Annotated in this window: 21 protein-coding genes and 1 pseudogene; 6 read left to right on the top strand and 16 right to left on the bottom strand. The window is 65.9% G+C overall.

The window, feature by feature from the left end; translation table 11 throughout:
- Nucleotides 1-150: 150 nt before the first annotated feature.
- Entirely contained in the window at nt 151-1,911 is a 1,761-nt protein-coding gene (locus tag ACVWZ8_RS13635) for an ABC transporter family substrate-binding protein (RefSeq protein ID WP_426978857.1), read from the bottom strand.
- A 340-nt stretch (nt 1,912-2,251) separates the two neighbouring features.
- Nucleotides 2,252-3,337 carry a redox-regulated ATPase YchF gene (gene ychF / locus ACVWZ8_RS13630; RefSeq protein WP_426978858.1) on the bottom strand — a complete coding sequence of 362 codons (1,086 nt, stop codon included), beginning with the start codon at nt 3,335-3,337 and terminating at the stop codon, nt 2,252-2,254.
- Between the two features lie 107 nt (nt 3,338-3,444).
- Between ychF and ACVWZ8_RS13625 the strand changes: the two genes are divergently transcribed.
- Complete coding sequence (locus ACVWZ8_RS13625; protein WP_456504906.1) at nt 3,445-4,104, top strand: cyclodeaminase/cyclohydrolase family protein; 660 nt, start codon at nt 3,445-3,447, stop codon at nt 4,102-4,104.
- Between the two features lie 410 nt (nt 4,105-4,514).
- Here the strand turns inward: ACVWZ8_RS13625 and ACVWZ8_RS13620 are convergent, their stop codons facing one another.
- Complete coding sequence (locus ACVWZ8_RS13620) at nt 4,515-6,017, bottom strand: FAD-dependent monooxygenase (RefSeq protein WP_456504905.1); 1,503 nt, start codon at nt 6,015-6,017, stop codon at nt 4,515-4,517.
- A gap of 1,525 nt (nt 6,018-7,542) precedes the next feature.
- On the opposite strand from ACVWZ8_RS13620, the gene ACVWZ8_RS13615 reads away from it, so the two are divergent.
- On the top strand, nt 7,543-7,893 hold the full coding sequence (locus tag ACVWZ8_RS13615) for a hypothetical protein (RefSeq protein WP_426978861.1): 351 nt from the start codon (nt 7,543-7,545) through the stop codon (nt 7,891-7,893).
- 110 nt (nt 7,894-8,003) lie between these two features.
- Nucleotides 8,004-9,077, top strand: a complete 1,074-nt coding sequence (locus ACVWZ8_RS13610; protein ID WP_456504904.1) for a DNA polymerase IV — start codon at nt 8,004-8,006, stop codon at nt 9,075-9,077.
- Nucleotides 9,078-9,094: 17 nt separating this feature from the next.
- Here ACVWZ8_RS13610 and ACVWZ8_RS13605 read toward each other — a convergent pair.
- From ACVWZ8_RS13605 to ACVWZ8_RS13590, 4 genes and pseudogenes are all read right to left on the bottom strand, one after another.
- Nucleotides 9,095-9,429: pseudogene (locus ACVWZ8_RS13605) on the bottom strand (aldo/keto reductase); the annotation flags it as partial.
- Nucleotides 9,430-9,471: 42 nt separating this feature from the next.
- Nucleotides 9,472-10,224, bottom strand: coding sequence for a lytic transglycosylase domain-containing protein (locus ACVWZ8_RS13600; protein ID WP_426978862.1), 753 nt, complete (start codon nt 10,222-10,224; stop codon nt 9,472-9,474).
- 94 nt (nt 10,225-10,318) lie between these two features.
- The gene (locus ACVWZ8_RS13595) at nt 10,319-10,621 is read right to left on the bottom strand and encodes a DUF4193 domain-containing protein (protein ID WP_426978863.1); all 303 of its coding nucleotides are present in this window, start codon (nt 10,619-10,621) and stop codon (nt 10,319-10,321) included.
- A 130-nt stretch (nt 10,622-10,751) separates the two neighbouring features.
- On the bottom strand, nt 10,752-11,336 hold the full coding sequence (locus tag ACVWZ8_RS13590) for a histidine phosphatase family protein (RefSeq protein ID WP_456504903.1): 585 nt from the start codon (nt 11,334-11,336) through the stop codon (nt 10,752-10,754).
- Between the two features lie 139 nt (nt 11,337-11,475).
- Between ACVWZ8_RS13590 and ACVWZ8_RS13585 the strand changes: the two genes are divergently transcribed.
- Nucleotides 11,476-12,699 (top strand): DNA recombination protein RmuC, encoded by a 1,224-nt coding sequence (locus ACVWZ8_RS13585; protein WP_426978864.1) that lies wholly within the window; start codon nt 11,476-11,478, stop codon nt 12,697-12,699.
- Here ACVWZ8_RS13585 and ACVWZ8_RS13580 read toward each other — a convergent pair.
- Both ACVWZ8_RS13580 and ACVWZ8_RS13575 read right to left on the bottom strand, forming a co-directional pair.
- Nucleotides 12,696-13,787, bottom strand: coding sequence for a 4-hydroxy-3-methylbut-2-enyl diphosphate reductase (locus tag ACVWZ8_RS13580; protein ID WP_456504902.1), 1,092 nt, complete (start codon nt 13,785-13,787; stop codon nt 12,696-12,698). The genes ACVWZ8_RS13585 and ACVWZ8_RS13580 overlap by 4 nt on opposite strands.
- Before the next feature lie 81 nt (nt 13,788-13,868).
- Nucleotides 13,869-14,711 (bottom strand): hypothetical protein, encoded by an 843-nt coding sequence (locus tag ACVWZ8_RS13575; protein WP_456504901.1) that lies wholly within the window; start codon nt 14,709-14,711, stop codon nt 13,869-13,871.
- A 257-nt stretch (nt 14,712-14,968) separates the two neighbouring features.
- Between ACVWZ8_RS13575 and xseA the strand changes: the two genes are divergently transcribed.
- Both xseA and ACVWZ8_RS13565 read left to right on the top strand, forming a co-directional pair.
- Entirely contained in the window at nt 14,969-16,255 is a 1,287-nt protein-coding gene (xseA, locus tag ACVWZ8_RS13570) for an exodeoxyribonuclease VII large subunit (RefSeq protein WP_426978867.1), read from the top strand.
- A gap of 88 nt (nt 16,256-16,343) precedes the next feature.
- Complete coding sequence (locus ACVWZ8_RS13565; RefSeq protein ID WP_426978868.1) at nt 16,344-16,589, top strand: exodeoxyribonuclease VII small subunit; 246 nt, start codon at nt 16,344-16,346, stop codon at nt 16,587-16,589.
- 15 nt (nt 16,590-16,604) lie between these two features.
- On the opposite strand, the gene ACVWZ8_RS13560 is transcribed toward ACVWZ8_RS13565, so the two are convergent.
- From ACVWZ8_RS13560 to rsgA, 7 genes are all read right to left on the bottom strand, one after another.
- Entirely contained in the window at nt 16,605-17,459 is an 855-nt protein-coding gene (locus tag ACVWZ8_RS13560) for a polyphosphate kinase 2 family protein (protein ID WP_426978869.1), read from the bottom strand.
- A gap of 70 nt (nt 17,460-17,529) precedes the next feature.
- The gene (locus tag ACVWZ8_RS13555; protein ID WP_426978870.1) at nt 17,530-18,750 is read right to left on the bottom strand and encodes a pyridoxal phosphate-dependent aminotransferase; all 1,221 of its coding nucleotides are present in this window, start codon (nt 18,748-18,750) and stop codon (nt 17,530-17,532) included.
- Between the two features lie 164 nt (nt 18,751-18,914).
- Complete coding sequence (locus ACVWZ8_RS13550) at nt 18,915-19,925, bottom strand: ABC transporter substrate-binding protein (protein ID WP_456504900.1); 1,011 nt, start codon at nt 19,923-19,925, stop codon at nt 18,915-18,917.
- Nucleotides 19,922-20,668 carry an ABC transporter permease gene (locus ACVWZ8_RS13545; protein WP_426978872.1) on the bottom strand — a complete coding sequence of 249 codons (747 nt, stop codon included), beginning with the start codon at nt 20,666-20,668 and terminating at the stop codon, nt 19,922-19,924. The genes ACVWZ8_RS13550 and ACVWZ8_RS13545 overlap by 4 nt, the downstream gene beginning before the upstream one ends.
- Nucleotides 20,665-21,429: an ABC transporter permease gene (locus ACVWZ8_RS13540; RefSeq protein WP_456504899.1), complete on the bottom strand. Its 765-nt coding sequence runs from the start codon at nt 21,427-21,429 to the stop codon at nt 20,665-20,667. The genes ACVWZ8_RS13545 and ACVWZ8_RS13540 overlap by 4 nt, the downstream gene beginning before the upstream one ends.
- Entirely contained in the window at nt 21,429-22,523 is a 1,095-nt protein-coding gene (locus ACVWZ8_RS13535) for an ABC transporter ATP-binding protein (RefSeq protein ID WP_426978874.1), read from the bottom strand. The genes ACVWZ8_RS13540 and ACVWZ8_RS13535 overlap by 1 nt, the downstream gene beginning before the upstream one ends.
- Nucleotides 22,524-22,761: 238 nt before the next feature.
- Nucleotides 22,762-23,913, bottom strand: coding sequence for a ribosome small subunit-dependent GTPase A (gene rsgA / locus ACVWZ8_RS13530; RefSeq protein WP_456505950.1), 1,152 nt, complete (start codon nt 23,911-23,913; stop codon nt 22,762-22,764).
- Between the last annotated feature and the right edge of the window lie 255 nt (nt 23,914-24,168).

Below are 24,168 nucleotides of genomic sequence, written 5' to 3'. Positions count from 1 at the left end.
ATTCCAGATTAACTCCGGTCAGCTGCATCTGCCGTGCACGCATTCACGGCGTTCCCGCTGCGCGAATCGATTGTCCGCTGTCGTAGCCGCCCCGGCATTCCCATGCCCATGCCCATGCAGGCCATGGCTCTCCGGCCTACTTGATCCGGCCTACTTGACCTGCCAGTCCCAGACGTTCCACCAGATGCCGCGCTCGCCGGGACTGGACTTCACGCCGGTGACGCGGTCGCTGAAGGAGGCCAGCCCTACGGCCTGGAACAACGGCAGGCCGTAGGCCGAGTCCCAAACCCTTTTGTCGACCTGGGCGATCAGGTCGTCCTGCTTGGCCTTGTCGGTGGTGACAATGAGTTCGTCCATCAGCCTGTCGGCCTCCGGATCGGTGAAGAGGTTATAGTTGCTGCCGGCAGTGGACTTGAAGACCTGCGGCACGCCGGTGACGCCGACGCCCGAATTGATCCAGCCGAAGATCGTGGCGTCGTAGCTGCCGTCACCCAGGGCGCTGCCCCAGTCCGCCTGGCCCAGACCGCCGTCGACGATCTTGAATCCGGCTTTGGCGGCTGATTCCCGGATCAGCGAGAAGGCGTCAACCCGGTTGGGGTTGTCCTTGTTGTACATGATCCGAACTTCCGGGGTGGCCCCGGCAAGGAGCTTCCTGGCGCCCTCGATGTCCGCTGTCTGGTACTTGGAGGAGCCGTTGGCCTTGGCCGCATCCCCATACTTGGCCTGGGAGGGGAGGAAGAGCTGCGAATCGAGCGGCATGGCGCCCGGGTCGAGCTTCTTGACGATCTTCTCGACGATGTCCTGCCGCGGAACGGTCATCATGAACGCCTCCCGGACGTTCTTGTCCGCAAACGGCCCGGTGTAGTTGAGATCCAGGTGGTCGTACGCGAGCTCACCGTACCTCTCGGTGGTGACCCCGTCGCTCTCCAAGGCCTTCAGCTGCTCGAGGGTGTCAGCGGACGGCTGCGGCGCGATGATGTCGGCTTCGCGGTTCTTGAGGGCCTGGACCTGGGCTGATGCGGAGCCGATGTAGCGGATGGTGATTTCATCCAGCTTCGCCTCGGGGCCCCAGTTGTAGTCCTTGTTCTTGACCAGGGTCATGGAAGCGTCCTGGACGATGTTCTTGACGATGTAGGGGCCGCTGGAGAGGTACAGTGACGGGTCGTTTGGCAGGGTCTTGGTGTCGAAGCCGGTGTTCCAGAAGTCGGCGACCTTCTTCAGCGCGTCGTTGACGGGCCCGGGTGCCCTGGAATCGCCCCGGGGCGTGCTCTTGAGCAGTTCGATGAGCGCCTTCTCGTCGGCGAGACCGGCCTTCGTGGCCACGACGTGTGCAGGCATGTCGACGTCGAAGGCTATTTCCCATTCAGCGTAGGGCTGGGCGTACTTCAGCGTGATGGACCGGCCGTCCGCGCCGACTTCAGGGAATTCCGTCGTGTTCAGACCGCTGGTGTCCGCGGCAGGGGTGAAATAAGTGGTGCCGGTTGACGCTCCGGCGTCGTCGTAGTGGGCGGAGTTCACGGCCCATGAAAGGAGCAGGTCGCCGGCGTCTATGGCCTCGCCGTCTGACCACTTGACCCCCTCGTTGACCGTGTACCGAACGGTCAATGGGTTGTCGGCGATCTTCTCATACTTGCCGAACTTGTCGTTGTGAATCACTTTGAGCTTGTCATCCACATAGTAGAAACCGGAGTGGGTGATGTAACCGACGTTGCCGTTGACATCAACGTTTCCTTCAGCGGTGAACTGGTTGAACGAGCTGAAGGCATTCACTTCGGCCACAGTGGCCTTGCCACCCGTCTTGCCTGCAGCATTCGTCGGGGTTGAACCGCCGTTGCCGCTTGCGCATGCGCTCAGAGCAAGAACAGCCGCTGCTGCCACGCCCATCGCTTTGGGAATACGGCCCAAGCGCATTGCGCCTCCTTGTTTCTGCGGTGGATGAGACCGAGGCCGTAGGCGCCCGACAGACGTCCGCACTCGCCGGCGGCAGTCTGGCGCCCCCACATGGCATGAAGCGTAAACCCGAAAGCGAACCCCGAGTGGGGAAACATAACTCCCTTGTAAAGTTCGTTACCGAGCTGCAACATTTGACCGGCACGCCGGTCCTGATTCTCTACGGAATCCCCAAGAACTCCCGAAAACTTTGACAGCCGCTTCGCCCCGCGGTAAAGGCGGCGGACACGCGAGGAGCCCTGATTCAGAAAATGGTGGCTTCTCGCGTTAATCTTTAATTACTGGGATAATTCCAAGTCGCTCACACGTTGAAGCGGAACTCCACGACGTCGCCGTCGGCCATGACATATTCCTTGCCTTCGATCCGGACCTTGCCCCGGGCCTTTGCCTCGGACATCGAGCCGGCTTCGATCAGGTCGTCGAAGGACACGACTTCGGCCTTGATGAAGCCGCGCTGGAAGTCGGAGTGGATCACGCCGGCGGCCTGCGGGGCAGTATCGCCCTGATGGATGGTCCAGGCCCGGGTTTCCTTGGGCCCGGCCGTGAGGTACGTCTGGAGCCCGAGGGTGTGGAAGCCGACGCGGGCCAGCTGGTCGAGGCCGGATTCGTCCTGGCCGTTCATTTCCAGCATTTCGCGGGCCTCCTCCTCGTCCAGCTCGACGAGGTCGGATTCCAGCTTGGCATCGAGGAAGATGGCGTCCGCCGGGGCAACCATGGCCCGCAGTTCTTCCTGCTTCTCCGGACTGCCCAGAATGCCCTCGTCCGCGTTGAAGACGTAGATGAAGGGCTTGGCGGTCAGGAGGCTGAGCTCCTTGAGGTGCTCCATCTCCAGCTTGTCGCTCTTGACCGAGGCGAAAATGGTGTCGCCACGTTCCAGCACGGCCTGGGCCGCCTTGATGGCAGCGAGCTCGGCGGCTTCCCGCTTCTTGATCTTGACTTCTTTTTCGATCCGGGGAATCGCATTTTCGATCGTCTGGAGGTCAGCCAGGATCAGCTCGGTGTTGATGGTCTCCATATCCGAGCGGGGATCCACCTTGCCGTCAACGTGGATGACATCCGGGTCGTCGAAAACGCGGACAACCTGGACGATGGCCTCGGCCTCGCGGATGTTGGCAAGGAACTTGTTGCCGAGGCCTTCGCCCTCCGACGCACCTTTCACAATCCCGGCGATGTCCACGAAGGACACCGGAGCGGGCAGCAGTCGCTGGGATCCGAAGACGGCGGCCAGCTTCGCAAGCCGGGGGTCGGGCAGGTTCACTACACCGACGTTGGGCTCGATCGTGGCGAACGGGTAGTTCGCTGCGAGCACCTGGTTGCGGGTCAGAGCGTTGAAAAGAGTTGATTTGCCGACGTTGGGCAGTCCGACGATGCCAATAGTAAGAGCCACGAGCATATATTCTACCCGCTGCGGCCGGGGATCTCTCCGGGGCCGGATTTTCCGGGCCCGCCGGGCCCGATCGGGCGGCGGGCCAACTAAGGGGCACACTTGGTGTCATGGCTGATTCAGACGCGGTTACAACTCAAAGCTCGACGGTTGAGGATTGGACGCGAGCTTTGGCAGAGTCCATCGGTTCCCCAGGCGGCGGGGCTGGGACGGGAGTGGTGCTTGCCATCGCCGCGTCATTGACATCAATGGTTGCTGGATATACGGAAGCTGAGGACGGCCGGCGCGGGGAGCTCACTAATGTTCACGCGCGGGCGCGTTCTCTCCGAGAAGCCGCACTCCGACTGGCCGATGACGACGCGTCAGCATCTAAAGCTTTCGGGGCAGCGTTTCGGCTGGAACCGGGGCCGGAACGCGAGGACGCCATACACCGAGCATCCGTCGACGCAGCCAGGGCATCCGCCGTGCTCGGCGAGCGAGCAATCGATGCCATTGAGGATCTGGAGTGGCTTGCTTCCAACGGTAACCCGGCGCTTATTGCCGATATCGTCGTCGCGTTCGGTGCCCTAAGGGCAGCGGTCACAGGGGCGCGCACAAACGTAAGTTTCGATCTCGCTGCGCTCACCTCAGCGGGAACCACCCTCGAACATATCCGGGAACAGCATCCAGCCCTGTGGGCGACGGTCGAGCATCTCAACGCCGCACTTAACCGGATCGACGAACTAACAACCGAGATAGATCACCGTGCCGCCCCAACGGACGTCCTCTGACACGGCGCACCAAACAGCGACGGAACTTGTTCCCACCCATAGCCTGGGAAATCGAGATCGTCACCACGGAGCCGAGTGTGTGGTGGACGTTCTGGTCGCCGGCACGCCCCGAACCCGATCCTCCTTTCGATGGAAGAATGCGGCTACCCCGTGGATTGGACTCCGCACAATTGGGCAGGGATCCCTGTCGAGTGAGTGCCGGCTTCACCGGCACGACGGCAGTCGCCGTGACCAGCAAGCCACAGCTGATACGCGGTCCAGCTCGAACCAGCCCGGCCTGCTCCTGCTAAAAACGCCCGAACTTGATACGCAGAGGTGCCAGTCAGCGCTCAGAAGGGGCTGGCTGGCGGCGCTATCGGACGTCTGCCCAAGGACGTGTCTCCTAACAGAATGACCTTGAAAGCGGTGCGCTACGGCGCGGTAGGCGGTCCGAACCAGGTGGTGAGCGCGTCAGCGAGCCCCAGCTGGGCCCGGTCTCCCACCCAGGCCACATATCCGTCGGGTCGAATCAGCACGGCCGTGGGAGCCGCCACCTCCCCGATTGCCGGAAGCTCCCAGGTACCACCGTATTGGGCGTCGATCAGCTGGACCCGGTCCGGCCGCGGAGCGGTGTCGAAGCCGCCGGGCTCACCGAGGTTGAGCAGGACGGGCCGGGCCTCGTGCAGCAGGGTGAAGACCCGCAGCGGGCCGTCCGCGGTGACCAGGTCGAGGTCGGGCATGCGTCGGCCGAGCAATGGATGTCCCTCGCCGACGTCGTAGTGGATGTCCAGACCGGACATCATCCCGGCGAACCGCTTGCGCGGCTCGTCCATGCTCAGCAGCTCGGCCACGGTCTCGCGCAAGGCCTCGAGGCGCGCATCGGCGGGACGCATGAGCGCGGTTTGCGCCATCGTGTTACGCAGCACGCGCGCAGCGATGGGGTGGCGTTCAGCTTGGTAGGTATCCAGCAGGCTGGCCGGGGATACCTCGTTGACAACCTGGGCCAGCTTCCATCCCAGATTCACGGCATCCTGGACACCGATGTTGAGGCCCTGTCCACCCGCCGGGTAATGCACGTGTGCGGCGTCGCCGGCCAGCAGCACCCGTCCCTCCCGGTAGGACGCGGCCTGTCGGGTCATGTCTGTGAACCTCGTGATCCAAGTGGGACTGTGGATCCCGTAATCGGTTCCGTAGATGGTGATGAGCGCTTTGCTGAGATCGGCCAGGGTCGGTTCGCTGGTGGCTCCGGGGTCCCGTTCGGTCACCATGACCCCCACCGGCCCCTCATCTGCGTAAACGATCTCGCCGTCGCGGATCTCGTACTCCACCCTGCCGAAGGAATGGGTGCCGAGGTCGTCTTGGCGGATGCCCAACTCCGGCTCCTCTGTCACCTCGACCTCGGCGAGCAGCGCGCTGGTCGTCGGATCCCACCCGGGGAAATCGATGCCGGCTGCTTTGCGGACGACGCTGCGCCCTCCGTCGCACCCGACGAGATATCCCGCCCGCAGAGACTCGCCGTCGGACAGCGCGACGTCGACGCCGGTGTCGTCCTGCGCGAAGCCCGTCACCTCGCGTCCGCGATAGACCGTCACGGGCAGCTCGTCGACCCAGCCGGCGAGGATGCGCTCGATGTACTTCTGCCACAGCCCGAGCCCGTATGGGTGCCGGGTGGGAAAGTCGCTGATGTCCAAGCGGTTGAAGGCAAAACCGGCGACCTGAGCCACCTGTCCCTGCGAGAGGAACCGATCGGCGATCCCGCGCTGATCGAGGACCTCGATGGTGCGTGAGTGCAGACCGCCTGCGCGCGCGCCGGCGAGGTCCTGGCTGGCGCGCCGCTCGACAATGGCGACGTCGACGCCCGCCAACGCCAACTCGCCCGCCAACATCAGCCCTGTCGGGCCTCCTCCGGCGATCACCACCGCATGCCCAGTCATCGCCACACTCCGGTCGGCGTCACGCCGGTCGCAACCAGCGCATCACATTCCTCGGCCCCCGCGCCGAGTGCCCGCGGCTGCACCGCGGGTCCCACCATGGGTTCGACGTCCCCGTGCGACCCATACGTCGAGAACAACACACGCATTTCGCTACTCCCGTTCTCCAGTCTCTGGCCTTCGGCGATTATGCAGCACGACCCGGGGCTTGCCGCAAGCCCCCTTGCGGGCGATAAATTGGAAATGGAAAGGAGTGGGTTAGCCTCCTTTCCATTGTCGTTCGCTGTTGTCGGGCAACGTCCTCGCGAGGAGGTTGCCCGCCACTCCGTCCTCCACTCCGGCGACGACACGCTGTCGCTAGGACTTCCCCCGACCTACGCGCAACGGCCACGGAGGCGCTGAACAGGGGCCGCTGCGCCGCGTAGGGCTGAAGGGTCACCTGCGAGGCAGGGAATGCAAGGCAACCGGGCCCAGAATTCCGAGCGCAGATGTCATTTTCCGAAGGCGAGTGCACACGTCGCCGTTCTGTGTCCTGGAAAATCGTTGATTTCCTGCCGGCACGGGAGAAACATCCGCGATGGCCCGGCGTTCGGAGTCTTCCATGCCGCCGAATTAAGTCCGCCGATCGCCTTGTGTCCGATGGACAGGAATGGCAGTTAAACGCTGCCAGGGTTGGCAGTTTCTTAGTCCCGTTTGAGGAACCCTGACCGGGACGGTTCTGCTGGCCGTCGAACGCGGGACCCAAAAGTCCTTTCACGGCCCACCGAGGCACAGGTGTCGGCACAGCGCTCATATCAGCCTCATCGCCCTCGGACGCCTGCGCTCAATCCGGGCAATAAGCCTAAGCGTGGAAGACGGCAACAGGGCCAGAGTCCTGTACGAGCGGATCGGCTTCGCCAAAGTTGGGCGCAACGGCGGATCAGACACACTGCTACTGCAGTTCGAGACTTTCCTATAGGGCAGGGCCCAGAGACACCAGGGGATCAGAGCAGGACGTACCGATCCCGGTGGATGGCGTCCAAGGCCGGCTCCTGAACCACCCTTCTCGTAGTATCCGGAGGACAGATTCCGACTGACCATCACTGGACAGTTCAGCGGCAATACGGCTGTCTCCCCTCCTTGGGGCTGGGACGGCCTGCTGGATCAAGTTGCCGCTTCGTCGATCCCGTTTGAGGAACCTTTACCGGCCCGAAAACTGGCCGTCCCACACATCTCGCCCAAAGTGGCCAAGAACGAGCGGTCCACGGGAATGCAACCCTGACCGGGCGGAGAACTCGCCCGCTGGCGCCGGGGACTCGAGATCCGTCTGCCCATCGGTCCTGAAGGATTGCAACCTTTACCGGGCATGGATCGGCTTTCCTGCAAGTCAGAACCGAACCGATCAGAGCGAGGAGATGAGGCCCCAGAAGAGCCACGGAACCCGACCGCGTAGTCAAACCTGGGGCAGTTGCCCCGAAACGTCAGCATGTAAGAATCGACCAGCCACCACATCAAAACGGGGTGGAAAACCGCGGGGGGGACAAACAAGATGGACAATGACGAATACCGGACCGTCAGAGTGCCGGCAAACCCAAAGAAGCAAAGCCGCGAACTTAGCAAACTGGGCAAAGACGGGTGGGAGTTGGTCCAGGTGAAGCACGTTCTTGGTGCTGGGAGCGATCGAGCTACGCTCAGGCGCCCCGCATCCGCCATGGCCGCAAACCCGTTGGCAACGGGCACGCTCGGGCTGCTCGGCAAGCTGGGGAACAAACTAGAAGAAGGCAACCAGAAAATGCGCGCCGACAACATCCGAGCCAGCTACGAGCGTCGGAAAGCAAAGGAGCAGCGCCTGCAGGCCAAAGCAGAGGCTAAGGAAGCTCGCGTCCAAGCCAAACCCTAAAGAGCAGCCCAGCTCCAGTGAGGATCTGAAGGTCAGGAGGCCGCAGGCTCAGCGGCCAAGCTCGGTGGAGAGCCGATGCTTGCCAGGGATGTTTAGGGCAGACTGGTGGCGTGAGCGGAATCCGGTGGGTGCTGCACGTCGATCTCGACCAGTTCATTGCGGCGGTCGAAGTGCTCCGGCGGCCGGAGCTTGCGGGCAAGCCGATCATTGTCGGCGGTCGGGGCGACCCCACGGAACGAGCTGTGGTGTCGACCGCATCCTACGAAGCCAGGGCGTTCGGCGTGGGTTCCGGAATGCCCTTACGCATTGCGGCCCGGAAAGTGCCCGACGCTGTGATCCTGCCCGTCGATCAGGAGGCTTACCTCGCGGCGTCTGAAACGGTGATGGCTACCCTGCGCGCGCAGCCCGGCGCCACCGTGCAGGTGCTGGGTTGGGATGAAGCCTTTGTAGGCACTGAGACAGAGAATCCGGAAGCCTACGCCCGGCAGGTGCAGGCCGCTGTCCTGGAGCGAACGCAGCTGCATTGCAGCGTGGGCATCGGCGACACCTTGGTCCGAGCCAAGGTCGCCACCGGTTTCGGCAAGCCGGCCGGCGTCTTCCGTCTCACTGCCGGGAACTGGTTAGACGTCATGGGCAGTCGGCCCACCAAGGACCTGTGGGGCGTCGGAACCAAAGTGTCGGGCAGGCTGGCCAAACTCGGCATCAACACAGTCGCCGAGCTCGCCGCGTCCGACCCCCAAGACCTGGTCCCGGAGTTCGGTCCCAAGATGGGTCCTTGGTACGTGGAGCTCGGACGCGGGGACGGCGCCAGCGTTGTGGACGACACCCCGTGGGTTGCCCGCGGGCATAGCCGGGAGACCACCTTCCAGCGGGACCTGACCGAGCCCGCCCAGGTGGACGACGCCGTGAGGGAGCTGGCAGCGCGTGTCCTTGAGGATGTTGTGGCCGAAGGACGGCCCGTGGTTGGGCTGACCCTCAAGGTTCGGTACGCGCCGTTCTTCACCAAGACCCACGCGAGGAAGATTCCCGAGACATTCGACCGGAACGAAATCCTCGCGCGGGCCTTGGACCTCGCAGCCGGAATCGAAGCGGGCCGTCCGATCCGACTCCTAGGCCTGCGGGCCGAAATGGCAATGCCCGACGATGCCCGAAAGGGACATACGCCGACGCGCGGCGGTTGGTGACGGCGTCGCTCCCTTCCTTACCAGCGCGGATGAATCGCTTCGCGGAAGTAACGGTCGTAGATGTCCAGTGCGCCGGTGGCAAGCTCGGTGCCGACGTCGTACATCGCTCCCGCCGCAGCGTTTGCCCTAGCCTGCGCCGCGGAATGGGCACCGGGGATGGCCGTGGTGACGCCGTCCTGCGCGATCACCCACGCGAGGGCTGCCTGCGCAGTGGTGACGCCGTCGGGCACCGGGCCGCTGAACTCCTGGGCAGCGTTGACGCCGGTGGAAAAGTCGACACCGAGAAGGTTTCACCGACGTCGAACGCGGCCCCGTCGCGGTTGTAGTTCCGGTGATCGTCCTCGGGGAACTCGGCTATCCGGCGAGGACCCGGGAAGGCATGGCCAACACGGCGTTATCCGGTTGGGCCCGACTGTGCGGCGTAGGCACGGGCCCGGTCGTGTACCTGGGCCACGTAGAAATCCGACTGGTTGTAGGAGTAGATAGCGTCTGTCCAGCCCCTTGCGGTCGTGAGGTCACGGCCGTGGGCGCACAGGTACGAGGCGGCGCTTAGCGCGGCGTCGTCGATGCTAAACGGGTCGGCTGCTCCGTCTCCGTTCCCGTCCCGCCCTGCGAGCTGCCAGGTGGAGGGTATGAACTGCATCGGCCCGACGGCGTGGTCCCAAAGGGCGTCGCCGTCCAGGGCGCCGGCGTCAGTATCAGGGATTGCGGCGAAACCGTCCCCGTCGAGGCTCGGGCCAATAATTGGCCCGCTCGCCTGACCGGTGGCCGTCAGTCGTCCGCCACCGTACGATCCGTGGGCGGATTCGATGAAGCCGACGGCCGCCACCGTATTCCAGCCGATCCCGCACGCCGGAGCGGATTCGTTGGCCGCACCGGCCGCAGCCACGTAGGCCTGGAGCGCGCGGGCCGGGATGCCGGTCTGCGCGGCAGCCCGGATGAGCCACTCGGCGTCCGCGCTCCGGGTTATGTTCACGGCGGGGGTGATGCCGGTGGACAGCATTTCGAGTTTCGCCCCCGCTCGCGGCGGTGGCGGCAGGGTCCCGCGGGTCTCCGCGCCGGATTCTCGGAGTGCCCAAAATAGAAACCCGGTGATGACGCAAATCGCGAACAGGCCAAAAACCGCAAGTCGTTTCAGACGGAGCATGGACTACTCGGGCCTGCCGTGGACGTTAGCGATCCGCTGATCCCGACGCGTGCGGAACATCGCGCCGGTGCCGGGCACACGGGAGGCCATTGTCCTAGCCTTCACATTCGACGCAGTAGCCTTGGCCGTTCTTTTCACGTGCGACTTGGGACCGGTGCCGGACCAGGAAGCAGGAGTGGCAGGTGAATTCGTCCTGCGCCTGCGGGATGACCTGAACGACCAGTTCCTCGGCGACGAATTCCCCGCCGGGGGTCATGGCCCCATCCAGCGCGTCGGATTCGTCCAGCTCGCGGACGACGCTGCGGGCATCCGGGGCGTTGGCGGATTGCAGCGCCTGCAGGGAATTGTCCTGCGACTCCTTGACGTCGGGTCGGACTTCGTCGTAATCGGTTGCCACTGAGGTGACTCTCATTTCTAGGTTTTGTTCTAACGGGAAGCCAACGTACACCATTGCGCGCGCTTCCCTGCGTCAGGTGAGCTGAGGGTGCGTCGCCAGCCCGTCGTTCCGCTTTGCCGCGGAGCCGTGGCTAGTTGAGTGCCGGCACGGTTACCCGCTCGCCGTTGAAGTACTCGAGCTGCCAGCCGTCAACGGCATGGTGGTGGGCCAGGTTGAGCACTGCGTTGTCGATGCGTTGCAGGGTGCGGCCGATGGCGCGACTGAGGCTCTCGCGGATGAGCGTGCCGTGGGCGACGGCCAGGACGCGTCGGCCGCGGAATTCCTCGGTTAGGGCTTCCAGCGCGGCCAGCCCGCGACGCGCTGCCTCATCCTCACTTTCTGCGCCGCGGAAACCACCGGGGATGCGCAGTGCGTCCAGTTCAGGGCCGGCCTGCAGGCCTTCCGCGGCTCCGAAGCTACGCTCGGTCAGCTCCGGCACGCTCCGGGCCTCGCCGAGCCCCAGCCCGGCGCCAATCAGGTTGGCGGTTTCTTCGGCACGGCTCAGCGGCGAGGACACGATCGCGTCCCACTCGTAGCCGGACAGGACGGCGACGGCGTCGCCCGCCTGGCCACGGCCGGCGTCGTTCAGCGGAATGTCGGTGGATCCCTGCAGCCGGCCCTGCGCATTCCAGTCCGTCTGGCCATGGCGGACAAGCGCGATCGTCGTAAAAGTCATGCATTCCATTCTGCCTTGACAGGGGGGCAAGGTGTTGGGCGTGGACAAGCGGCGGATCACGGCCCTGGGATACTCGCGGGCCGAGTAGCCTCCGTGCGTCGGGACCTAAAGTGTCAGAGGGGCATGCCAAAGTGAAGCTATGGATGCTTTCGCACTGATTCTCGCCCTGCTCATGTTGCTCGTGGGCGCCGTTGCCGGCGCCGGCGCCGCCTATGTGTTCCTCCGCCGCCGCTACCGGGCCGTGGAACAGGACTTCGACGGCGTTTCGGCCCGGCTCTCCGACGTCAGCGCCCAGTTTGCCGCGGCCGACGCCGAGAGGCGCCTTCTCGCGGCACAGAACCGGGAGCTGGGCGAATCGAGGACCCAGGACGGCAGCGTGCTGCGCGCCCTGGCCCCCGTGGCCGAAAAGCTCACGGCGGTGCAGCAGCAGGTTTCGCTGCTGGAACGGGACCGGCTCGAGCAGTACGGACAGCTCGCCCAGCAGCTGCAGGAGGCGCGGCTCTCCGACGAGCAGTTGCTGCGCTCGACGCATGCCCTCGAGTCGGCGCTGCGCTCCAACAGCGCCCGCGGACAGTGGGGTGAGGTCCAGCTGCGCCGCGTCGTGGAAGCGGCCGGGATGCTGCGGCATGTCGATTTCCATGAACAGCTGCACAGCGCCGCCACCGAAAACAGCGTCCGCCCCGACCTCGTCGTACAGCTTCCGGGGGCGAAGCAGCTGGTGGTTGACGCCAAGGTGCCGCTGGCGTCCTACCTTGAGGCACAGGAGCTCGGTTCCGCCCCGGGACAGCGAAGCCAGCAGCACGCACTGAACGGGCAGCAGGCGCTGCTCGTGGCCCATGCGAAGGCCCTGAAGGCGCACGTCGATGCGCTCAGCAACAAGAAGTATTGGGACATCCCGGGCAACTCCCCGGAGCTTGTGGTGTGCTTCCTGCCGGCGGAATCCATACTGGCGGCTGCTCTCTCGGCGGACCCGGCCCTGCTGGACTACGCGCTGTCCAAGAACGTGGTGCTGGCCTCGCCCGGAACCCTGCTGGCTGTCCTGAAGTCTGTCGCCTTCACCTGGCGCCAGGACGTGCTGACGGACAGCGCCCGCGAGCTCTTCGAACTCGCCCACCAGCTCTACGAGCGGATGGGAACGCTGGGCGAGAACGTCACCAAGCTGGGCACTTCGCTGAAAACTTCCGTGGACCGCTACAACTCAATGGTCGGCACGCTGGAAGCGAGGGTCCTGCCCACCGCGAGGAAGCTCAATGCCCTCGATGTCGCCGGGCTGACCACTCCGGTGTCCGTGGAAGCCACGCCCCGCGCGGTGGCGGCCCCGGAGCTACAGTCGGAAAACGACTCGGCGGAGTCCGCCGCCTAGGAGTGCCCGGCCGGGCGCGAGCCGCGGCCACCAAGGGCCCGGGAAACGTCCCCGGCCTGCTTGAGGGTTGCCCGGAGCTCCTTCGGCAGGGAGAAGAGCAGGTCTTCCTCGGCCGTGACGACTTCCTCCACCGAGCCGTAGCCGTAGTCGGCCAGAAGCCGCAGCACGTCCTTGACGAGGACTTCCGGGACGGATGCCCCCGAGGTCACGCCGACAGTGGCGACGCCCTCGAACCAGGCCTCGTCCACCTCGTTGGCGAAGTCCACGCGGTAGGAGGCCTTCGCACCGTATTCCAGCGCGACCTCCACGAGGCGGACGGAATTCGAGGAGTTGGCGGATCCGACCACAATCACCAGATCGGCCTGGGGCGAGATCTTCTTGATCGCCACCTGGCGGTTCGTGGTGGCATAGCAGATGTCATCGCTGGGCGGGTCCTGCAGAGTGGGGAACCGCTCCTTCAGGAGCCTGACGGTCTCCATCGTCTCGTCCACGCTAAGGGTGGTCTGCGAGAGCCAGATGACCTTTTCCGGGTCCCGGACCGTCACCTTGTCCACCTCGTGCGGGCCGTTGATGATCTGGATGTGTTCGGGCGCCTCACCGGCCGTTCCTTCGACCTCCTCATGGCCGTCGTGGCCGATCAGCAGGATGTCGAAGTCGTCTTTGGCGAAACGGACCGCCTCTTTGTGCACCTTGGTCACGAGCGGGCAGGTCGCATCGATGGTCCGCAGGCCGCGGTCCTCGGCGGACTGGACCACGGCGGGTGAGACGCCGTGCGCGGAGAAGATGACCAGGGCGCCCTCGGGCACCTCATCGGTCTCGTCCACGAAGATTGCGCCCTTTTCTTCGAGCGAGCTGACCACGTGCACGTTGTGCACGATCTGCTTGCGCACGTAGACGGGCGGCCCGTAGTGCTCGAGGGCTTTTTCCACTGCGATGACTGCCCGGTCCACTCCGGCACAATAGCCGCGCGGTGCTGCGAGCAGCACCTTCTTCGGCCCGGAGACGGCGGCCGCCGCGAGCACGTCTTCCGGTGTGCGCCGCCGGCGCGGAACGGTTGGCATCGGAATGGAAACAGCGGTGGAGGTCATCCCTCAATGCTACCGGTGTTGGGTGCCCCCTGTTTTGGCCGGGATCGTGCCGCGCACACACCCGCCCGGGACCGGCCGGCCTCAGGCCCGGCGGCGTCCGCGGACGGTCCGGAGCACGAGCCCGAGTACCAGCAGAACAGCACCGGCCACCGCGGCGGACAGGATCCACTGGCCGAAGTTGGCGGCCGATGCCGCGACGAATTCCCGCTTGAAGATCTCGGCCACCGCGTTACCGCTCGAAGTATCCTCCGCTGCCCGCCCGACGGCGTCGGAAGCGAGCTTCCAGACGCCGGCCAGAACAAGGGCACCGGCTCCCGTCCCGGCCAGGACCGTCCACCGCCGCCGGGCGGCAACGAATGCCAGGGCGAGGGCGATGGCTGCTCCGACCGCTACGGCGTAGCCTATCGGCGCATAGGCGGACACTTGTTCAATGACCTGGCGCTGGTTGGACTGACCGATGTTGATCAGCACCTGCTCCGGTGCTTCCAGGGGCAGGCCGGTGGCATCGGCGACGTGCGTCGCCACCAGTCCGACGAGCGGCGCAACATCCAGGGTCAGGGAACTGACACCGTCCACCTCCGCCGGGAGGGTGTTGGGATCGGCGAAACTGAGCCGGTGGCTCTTGCGGAGGGTTTCAGTCCAGGCCTCGGAGTAGCCGGGCAGCGTCGTCAGCGACTGGGCGGCGTTGTCGAGGACCGGACGGGCCAGTTCGGTGAGGGCTTCCGGGATCTGGTCCGCGCTGAGGCTGTTCACCGCGGCGGCGGCCAACCGCTGCTGGAACGCGGGATCCTTCCCGAGCGGTCCGGTCAGGGCGACGAAGCCGTCTTCCTGGACGATGTTGCGGTCCACCCACATCGCCGGAACGGCAACAGCCGCCATCAATAGCCCGATGAGTACTGCCATGGCCGAGACAAAAGTGCGCAAGAGAGAGTCCTAGGAAGTTGTTGGGGGTAGTGCCATCCTACGGGGGCCGCCGTCGGGATGGACAAGCGGGCAATAACGTCAGGGCCCCGTGGTAGAGCTATGGATAGAGTTGAACCCGACCATGACAGGTTGCCGGGCGGTCACGCGCCCCGGCAAACGCCTGCCGACAGCACCGCGCCTGCAAAGGACCACCACGCACATGTACAAGGCCAGCCCCACGCACATGTACAAGGCCAGCCCCGCCACGGAGTCCAGGCATGTCTGAAGACCTCACGGCGGCCACGACGGTCCCGGCCACGGCCGCGGAAACCAGCCCGGACAACCCCTGGCCGCTGCAGCTGCTGTCCCAGAAACTGAAGCTGCACATCGACCGGGCCCCGTCCGCCTGGGTCGAGGGCCAGGTCATCGAGTTGAACCGGCGCGGCACCAACGCGTACCTGACCTTGCGGGACATCGATGCCGAGATATCGCTCCCGGCGTCGGTCTGGACCAATGTGCTCGACCGCCAGGACATCCCGCTGGAACGCGGTTCCCGAGTGGTGGCCCTGCTCAAGGCCGAGTTCTGGCTGAAGACAGGCCGGCTGAGCATGTCCGTCAAGGACATCCGGCCGGTGGGTCTCGGTGACCTGCTGGCCCGGATCGAGCGGCTGCGGCATGCCCTTGCCGTGGAGGGCCTGTTCTCCGATGCGCGCAAGAAGAGACTGCCCCTGCTCCCCCACCGGATCGGGCTGATCACCGGCCGGGACTCGGACGCCAAAAAAGACGTGCTGCGCAACGCGGCGCTGCGCTGGCCGGCGGTCGAATTCGAGATCCGCGAGGTGGCGGTCCAGGGCAATACCGCCGTCGCTCAGGTGATCGGCGCGCTGCGGGAACTGGACGCCCGCCCGGACGTGGACGTGATCGTCATCGCCCGTGGGGGCGGCGCCTTGGAGGACTTGCTGCCGTTCAGCAACGAGGAACTCATCCGCGCCGTAGCCGCTGCGGTCACCCCGGTGGTGAGCGCGATCGGCCACGAGGCGGACCGGCCGATCCTTGACGACGTTGCCGACCTCCGCGCCTCGACTCCCACCGACGCCGCCAAGCGGATCGTTCCGGACGTCGTCGAGGAACTCGCACGGGTCCGACAGGCACGGGACCATCTCCGGCGCGGAGTAACCCGGCTGGTGGAGCGGGAAACCGACCGGATGGCCTCGCTGCGCTCCCGCCCGGTGCTGGCGTCCCCCGAGGTCATGGTCGCCGCACGGCACGACGACGTCGAACGGCTCAAGGGCCGGGCACACGCCGCCATCACCACCGCCGTGGTCCGGGCGGCCGACCAGCTGGTCCACCTCAAGGCCCAGGTGCGCGCACTGTCGCCGCAGAAGACCCTGGACCGCGGCTACGCCGTCGTGCAGCTCGCCGGCGGCGGCTCCGCTCCCGGCACCCGGCGGGAGGTTGTACGTCACCCCTCCCAGGCACCTGCCGGCGCCGATCTGACGGTGCGCGTGGCCGGAGGCAGGTTCACCGCACAGTCCACCGGGCACGAGGAGCCCGCCGAGGGCTGATCCGGCGCCACCCCCGCCCGGCCACTTCCGCCCGGGTACCCGTTTATCAGAGCAACGCGTCCCCCGCGGACCAAGCAAGGAGCATCACATGGCAGCAGAGACCAACGGATCACAGACCACTCCGAACGCCGACATCGAGGGCCTGAGCTACGAGGACGCCCGCGAGCAGCTGCTCGGCATCGTGGGCAGGCTGGAGGCCGGCGGCGCGAGCCTTGAGGAATCCCTGGCGCTGTGGGAACGGGGCGAAGCCCTGGCCAAACGTTGCGAGGAATGGCTCGAAGGGGCCCGCAAACGCCTGGCCGCCGCCAAGGACCGGGCCGGCCAGGAAAGCTGACCCGGTGCTCCGGCGTCAGGACCGCTCGACGAGGTCCCGTTCCAGCGAGACATCGAGGTCCGGAACCGGCCACTCCAGTTTCAGCCCTTCCAACGCTTCCAGCAGCAGCCGCTGGACAGCAATCCGGGCGTACCATTTCTTGTTGGCCGGCACGACGTACCAGGGAGCGATGTCAGTGGCCGTCTTCTCAAACGCCTTTTGGTAGGCGTCCATGTAGTCGCTCCAGAAGGCGCGTTCCTTGAGGTCGGTGCTGCTGTACTTCCACAGCTTTGCCGGGTCATCCAGACGGGCGAGGAGCCGTTCCTTCTGCTCGTCCCGGCTGATGTTCAGCATGACCTTGACGATCTTGGTGCCGGCGGCCGTCTGCCGGGACTCGAATTCGTTGATGGCCTTGTAGCGTCGCTCCAGTTCTTCCGGGCTTGCCCAGCGGTGGACCCGGTGGATCAGGACGTCCTCATAGTGTGACCGGTCAAAGACACCCACCATGCCGGCTGCCGGGACCGCCTTCTCAATCCGCCAGAGGAAGTCATAGGACTTCTCCGCCGGTGTGGGGGCCTTGAAAGACTTCAGCTGTACTCCCTGCGGGTTCATCGTCCCCATGACGTGGTTGACGATTCCGCCCTTGCCGGCGGTGTCCATCGCCTGCAGGATCAGCAGGATGCGTTTGGTCCCGCCGAAGCGCGACTCGGCGAAGAGCTGCTCCTGGAGCTGGGTGAGCTTTCCGTCCAGTTCGGCGAGCAGCGTCTCGCCGTCGGCCTTGTCCCCCGGATAGCCGGGAGTGGAGTCCGGATCCGAGTCCCGGAGCTTGAATCCTTTGCCGACCAGCAGGGTCTCGGACGGGTGACGTTCGAAGTTCACAGCCTCTGTCATGGAAAGCCTCTTTCCCGTTCGTGCAGCCTGTGCGCGGGAAAGTCGCCCGGGCTGCGCTGCTGCCCTCAGGCTAGTTCCCCTTGTACCTGCTCAGGAAGTCCGCCATGCGTCCGATCGCCTCTTCGATGTCCTTGACGAGCGGGAGCGTGACCATGCGGAAGTGGTCCGGACGGACCCAGTTGAAGGCGCGGCCATGGGATACCAGGATCTTCTGCTCGCGCAGCAGGTCCAGGACGAACTTCTCGTCGTCCCGGATGTGGTAGACCTCGGGGTCCAGCCGCGGGAAGAGGTACAGCGCGCCGCGTGCCTGCTGGGTGCTGACACCGGGGATCGCGTTCAGCAGGTCGTAGGCCTTGTTCCGCTGCTCGAGAAGCCTGCCCCCGGGCAGGATCAGGTCGTTGATGCTCTGGTAGCCGCCGAGCGCGGTCTGGATGGCGTGCTGGGCCGGAACGTTGGCGCACAGGCGCATGTTGGCCAGCAGGCTGATGCCTTCGAGATAGTCGGCGGCGTCGTGCTTGGGTCCCGAAATGGCCATCCAGCCGGCCCGGTATCCGCAGACCCGGTAGGCCTTGGACAGGCCGCTGAAAGTCAGGCACAGGACGTCGTCACCGGTAAGGCTCGCCATATTCACGTGGACGGCGTCCTCGTAGAGGATCTTTTCGTAGATCTCGTCGGCGAAGAGGACCAGGCCGTGCTTCTCGGCCAGGGCAACAATCTTCCGGAGCGTGCTTTCCGGATAGACCGCCCCGGTGGGATTGTTGGGGTTGATCACCACGATGCCCTTGGTCCGCGGGGTGATCTTGGCTTCGAGGTCTTCGAGATCGGGCTGCCAGCCGGACTCCTCGTCGCAGAGGTAATGCACCGGCCGGCCGCCGGCCAGGGCCACTGAAGCGGTCCATAGCGGGTAGTCAGGGGTGGGGATGAGCACCTCGTCGCCGTCATCGAGCAGCGCCATGAGCGACATGGTGATCAGTTCGCTGACGCCGTTGCCAAGGTAGATGTCATCGACGTGGATGTTCTGGATCCCGCGCGTCTGGTAGTACTGCGAGACGGCGGTTCGGGCGGAAAAGATGCCCCGGGAGTCGCTGTACCCCTGGGCATGCGGAAGGTGGCGGATCATGTCCACCAGGATCGCGTCCGGCGCTTCAAACCCGAAAGGGGCCGGGTTTCCGATGTTCAGTTTGAGGATCCGGTGACCCTCCGCCTCCATCTGCTGGGCGGCCTGAAGAATCGGTCCACGGATGTCGTAAAGGACATTATGAAGCTTGGTGGACTGCTTGAATTCTGCCATCCATCAAATATGCCATACGGGGGATGTACTTCCCGTGAGACGTGCCTCACAGGCGATTCACGCCGCCACAGGCACGGGACCCGGCACCGAACCCGGCACGGCAAGCGCGACGGCGGCCGCCGGCCCCTGCGTGCCAAGGTGGGTCCGGCAGCCGCCGTCGTACGTCAGGAAGTCACGGCAGCGCGCCTTACTTGACCAGCCCTACCAAGCCCCTTGTCCTTGAGCCACGCGGCCGCAGCGTCCTTGGGGTTCTGCTTCTGGCTGCCGCTGACGGCACGGTTGAGGTTGATCAGGTCCTCGGTGGTGAGGATCTTGGACACCGCGTTGAGGGCTTCTTTCGCCTTGTCCGTCATCTTGGACTTGTTGTAGAGGGGAAGCACCTGCTGGGCGATGAAGTTGTCCTTGGGGTCCTCCAGCACCACGAGGTCGTTGTCCGCGATAGACGGGGTGGTCGTGTAGATGTCAGCGACCTGGACCTGGTCCGAGAGCAGGGCCTTGAGCGTGACAGCCCCGCCGCCGTCGCTGAACGGCTCAAGCTTCTTGGGCTCGCAGCTGTAGTTCTTCTTCAGGCCCGGCAGACCGTAGGCGCGCTCCGCGAAGGTCGCCGGGGCGCCCACCACGATCTCGCTGCAGACTTTCGCCAGGTCAGCGATGGACTTCAGCTGGTACTTCTCCGCCGTGGCCTTGGTGACCACCATCGCGTCCTTGTCCTCGGCCTTGGAGGGTTCCAGCACGGCCAGTCCGTCCGGCAGCTTGCCCGGCAATGCCTTGTAGATGTCCTCGGCGGACACCTCCGTGGCGTCCTTGCTGACATGCAGGAGCAGGTTGCCGCTGTAGTCCGGGATGACGTCCACCGACCCGTCTTGCACGGCCTTGAAGTAGACCTCGCGCGAACCGATGTTCGGCTTGGTGCTCGCCGTGACGCCGGCACCGTTCAGCGCTCCGGCGTACACCTCGGCAATGATCTGGCTCTCCGGGAAATCTGCGGAACCGATGACCAGGGCCGCGCCCGAGCCGGACGTGGCTCCGCCCGTGGCGGGGGACGATGACAGCGGATTGGATGAGCCTCCGCAGGCGGACAGTGCCATGGCCAGGCCTACACCGGCGGCCAGGCCGCCGAATGCGCGCCTACCGAGTGCGCGCCTGCCGAGTGCTCGTTGGCGGGTTTCCTTCATGACGTACCTCCTTGAACAACAGTCTCCGCGGTTACGGGGTCTGTGAGATCAACCGCAGCCTGCTGGCTCCGGTTTGGCTGGGCAGAGGCGCCCCGTGACAGGAAGAGCCTCTGGAAAAGAGCAAGGACAAGGTCGACGGCGATCGCCAGCCCCGCGATGAGGAGGGAGCCGCCGAGCATCTGGGGGAAGTCGGAGAGGACGAGCCCGTCGAACAGGTAGCGGCCGAGGCCGCCAAGGTTGATGTAGGCCACCACCGAGACGGTGGCGATCACCTGCAGCACACCGGTCCGGAACCCGCCGAACATCACCGGCAGTGCGTTGGGGAATTCGGCCCGGAAGAGCACCTGGAGTTCCGTCATGCCCATGGCCCGGGCGGCGTCCACGACGTTCCGGTCGACGCTGGAGATCCCGGCATAGGTGCCGGCCAGCAGTGGCGGCACCGTCAGGATCACGAGCGCCCAGATCGGCGGCATGAGCCCGATGCCTGCGAGCAGGACAAAGAGCGTCAGCAGGCCGAGGGTGGGGAGGGCGCGGAGGGCGCCGGCGAGGGCCACCACGGCGACCCGCCCGCGTCCGGTGTGCCCCACGTAGAGGCCGATCGGGACCGCAATGGCGGTGGCGATCAGCATGACGAGGCCGGTGTACTGGAGGTGCTCAACCAGCCGTGCCGGGATTCCGGCGCTGCCGGACCAGTGTTCAGGATCCGCAATCCAGGCGAAGGTATCCGTGACGACGTTGCTCATGCGGGACCGCTCCCCGTGGGTGCCGCGGCGCCTGCCGGTGCTGCAGCCCCGGCCGGCGCTGCAGTCCCGGACGCGCGGCGGGCCGTGGCAGCCCGGCCGGCTTTGTCCGGGCCTGCCCCCGTTCCGCTTGCGGCCCGCGTCCACGGGGTCAGCAGCCGCTCCAGCACTACGAGCACGGCATCCATCAGCAACGCCAGGACGAGGATGGCGATAATGCCCACGATGACCTCGGTGACGAAGTCGCGCTGCAGGCCGGAGGTGAAGAGCATCCCGAGGTTCCCGATGCCCAGCAGCGCAGCGACGCTCACGAGCGAGATGTTGCTGACCGAGACCACCCGCAGCCCGGCAAAAAGCACGGGCAGGGAGAGCGGCAGATCGATCTGGAGGAAACGGGCGGCGGGCCTGAAGCCCATGGCCACGGCCGCCTGGCGGAGGTCTTCGTCCACGGAATCGAAGGCATCCAGCGCGGCGCGGACCAGCAGCGCGACGGCGTAGATGGTCAGGGCCACCACGACGTTGACCGGGTCCAGGATCCTGGTCTGGAGGATGGAGGGCAGGATGATGAAGAGTGCCAGCGACGGGATCGTGTAGAGCAGCGATGAGGCTGTCACCACTACGGAGCGCCGGGCTCGGTTCTGCCGTGCAAACTGGGCCAGCGGAATCGAGATCAGCAGCCCGAAGATCATCGGCAGCACGGCGAGGACGAGGTGCTGGCCGGCGAGGCTGTACACCTGCTCACTGTTGGCCAGGAACCATTCCATCAGAGCGCGCCCTGCCGGACCCGGCGGTCCGATTCAATCACGGCGAGTACCTCGTCGGCCTTGATGACGCCGGCCACCCGGCCGTCCGTGTCCACGGCTACGCCGAGACCGGAGGGCGAGGACAGTGCGGCGTCCAGCGCCCGCCGGAGGGTGTCGCCCTTGTGGAACAGGGACCCGCCGGGGACCATTTCGGCGCCCTTGCCGGGTCCGGCCCAGCCCAAGGGGCGGAGGCCGTCGTCGACCACGAGCCGCCATTCGTCCGAGGAGCTTCCGTCGTGCCGGAGCTCGTCGGGCGTCAGCGTGCTGGCCGGGTGGACCGTGACGCCGTCGGACGGGCTGAACCCGAGGTGCCGGAAGCCGCGGTCCCGGCCAACAAACGACGCAACGAAGTCGTTCGCCGGGGCCCGCAGGATTTCCTCGGGCGTGGCGTACTGCGCCAGTCTGCCGCCGATGCCGAACACCGCGACCTTGTCGCCGAGGACGGTGGCCTCGTCGATGTCATGCGTGACGAAGACGATGGTCTTCGCCAGGTCGCGCTGGAGCCGGAGGAGCTCCTGCTGGAGTTCTTCGCGCACCACCGGGTCCACGGCGCTGAAGGGCTCGTCCATGAGGAGCACGGGAGGGTCGGCGGCCAGCGCCCGGGCCACCCCGACGCGCTGCTGCTGGCCGCCGGAAAGCTGGGAGGGATAGCGCTTGCCCAGCGCGGAGTCCAGCCCGACGACGTCGAGAAGTTCCTGGGCGCGTTTCCGCGCGTCGGCCTTGGACACCCCGTTGAGCCGGGGGACGGTGGCGATGTTGTCCAGGACGGAACGGTGCGGCATCAGCCCGGAGGACTGCATGACGTAGCCCATGGACCGCCGAAGCCTCGCCGCCGGCACGGACGTGACGTCCTCCCCGCCCACCGTGATGATCCCCGACGTCGGCTCGACCATGCGGTTGATCATCCGCAGCGAGGTGGTCTTCCCGCAGCCGGAGGGTCCGACAAGGACCGTGATGGCGCCCTTGTCAATGGACATGGTCAGCCTTTCCACGGCGGCCTGACCGCTCTGGTACTGCTTGGTGACGCTCTGGAACACGATCATGGCTTCGGCCATTTCCGGGCTTACCTAACTGTTGGCGGCAATATCGGACGGTCCAGCGAACTGATCATATGCACGCTGATTTTTGGCTGTAAAGCGGTAAGACCCAGCGTAGCCAGCGGTACTGACAATTCCATAGAAATAGTCGGCGGCACCGAGGCTACCGTAAGGCTTCGGATCCGCGGCGGTTTCGGATGGGTGCCGCGCCGGAACGCCCTTCCGGCGCGGCCCTGGCCCTTCTCCGCGCGCCCGGTCAGCGCCCCCGCGGGCGGCCTCCGCCACCCTTGTTCCCGCCCTTCGCGCCCTTGCCGCCCTTTCCGTCCTGTACTTCGGCTCTTTCATGGTGGTACCGCTCGGCGGCGCGCTGGCTCTGGCCGGCCGCCACAATCTTCTGGTGCCACTCGCGCGCGTAGGCGCGGCGCGCGGCCGCGTCGTGCCGCCGGGCCAGGGCCCAGAGTTCGCGCTGGAGTTTCAGGTAGCTGGCCCACCGCCGGTCATCGAGGGAGCCGTCCGCGAGCGCGGCCTGTACAGCGCATCCGGGTTCGCTGTTGTGGGCACAGTCGGAAAAGCGGCACTGGCCAAAGAGCTCCTCCAGGTCCCCGAAGATTTCCTCCATCCCGTCGTCGGCGTCGAACAGCCCGAAGCCGCGCACCCCCGGCGTGTCCATCAGCACCGCGCCGCCCGGCAGCGGCACGAGTTCCCGGGATGTGGTGGTGTGCTTGCCCTTGCCGTCGCCGGCCCGGACTTCCCCGGTTTCCTGCGCGTCGAAGCCGGCGAGGGCATTGATGAGCGTGGACTTCCCGGCCCCCGACGGCCCCAGCAGGACCAGTGTCCCGCCGGGCGGCAGGTGGGCCAGGAGTTCGTCGAGTCCGTCGCCGTGTTCGGCCGAGGTGGTCACGACGTCGACGCCGGCGGCCTGCAGCATCACCTGCCCGACGACGTCGTCCGCCACCTCCGAGAGGTCCGCTTTGGTGATGATCACAAGGGGTGTGGCGCCGGAGTCCCAGGCCGCGACGAGGGTGCGTTCCAGCCGGTTGTGCGTGAGCGGCCGGTCCACCGGAACGACGACGCCCACGATGTCCATGTTGGCGCCGAGCACCTGCGCCGCCGAGGACGCCTCGAAGGCACGCTTGCGGCTCAGTTCCGAGTGGCGCGGCAGGACCCCCACAATGGCGGGCTCCCCCGCACTGTTGGCGCCGAGCCAGACCCAGTCCCCGGTGGCGGGAAGGTCCCCGGCGCGGGGGTAGGGCAGGTGGGCCGCGCCTTGCCCGACGGCGATGAGGATCCGGTTGCGGTCCACGCGGATGACCCGGCCCGGGCCGGCTCCGCCCGGAACGGGGTTGGCCGCGAAGCGGTCCGCGACGGCAGGGGTGTAGCCGTAGCGGAATGGACCTGCCGAAAGGATGCCGGTTTGGCTGGCGCCCGCGGCGCCTGGACGTGCAGAAGAAGTAGTCAACGAAAACCCTTTGATGGGGCCCCGGTGCACGTGCCGCGCTGCGGGTTGTTGAGAAACCGGGCAGCTGTTGAGTGCTAGGAGGTGCGAAAAGCCGGGGCAGGAATAATGACGTGGCCGTTGGCGCGCGTTGCGCGCAGGTAAATTGCAGTCATCGTCTCCACCTCCCCGCTCTTGCTACCGGTTCGCCGGTGCGCCCGGCGGCGT

The organism is Arthrobacter sp. UYCu723 (genome assembly GCF_054059215.1).
This window is presented reverse-complemented; position numbering and strand designations above follow the sequence as displayed.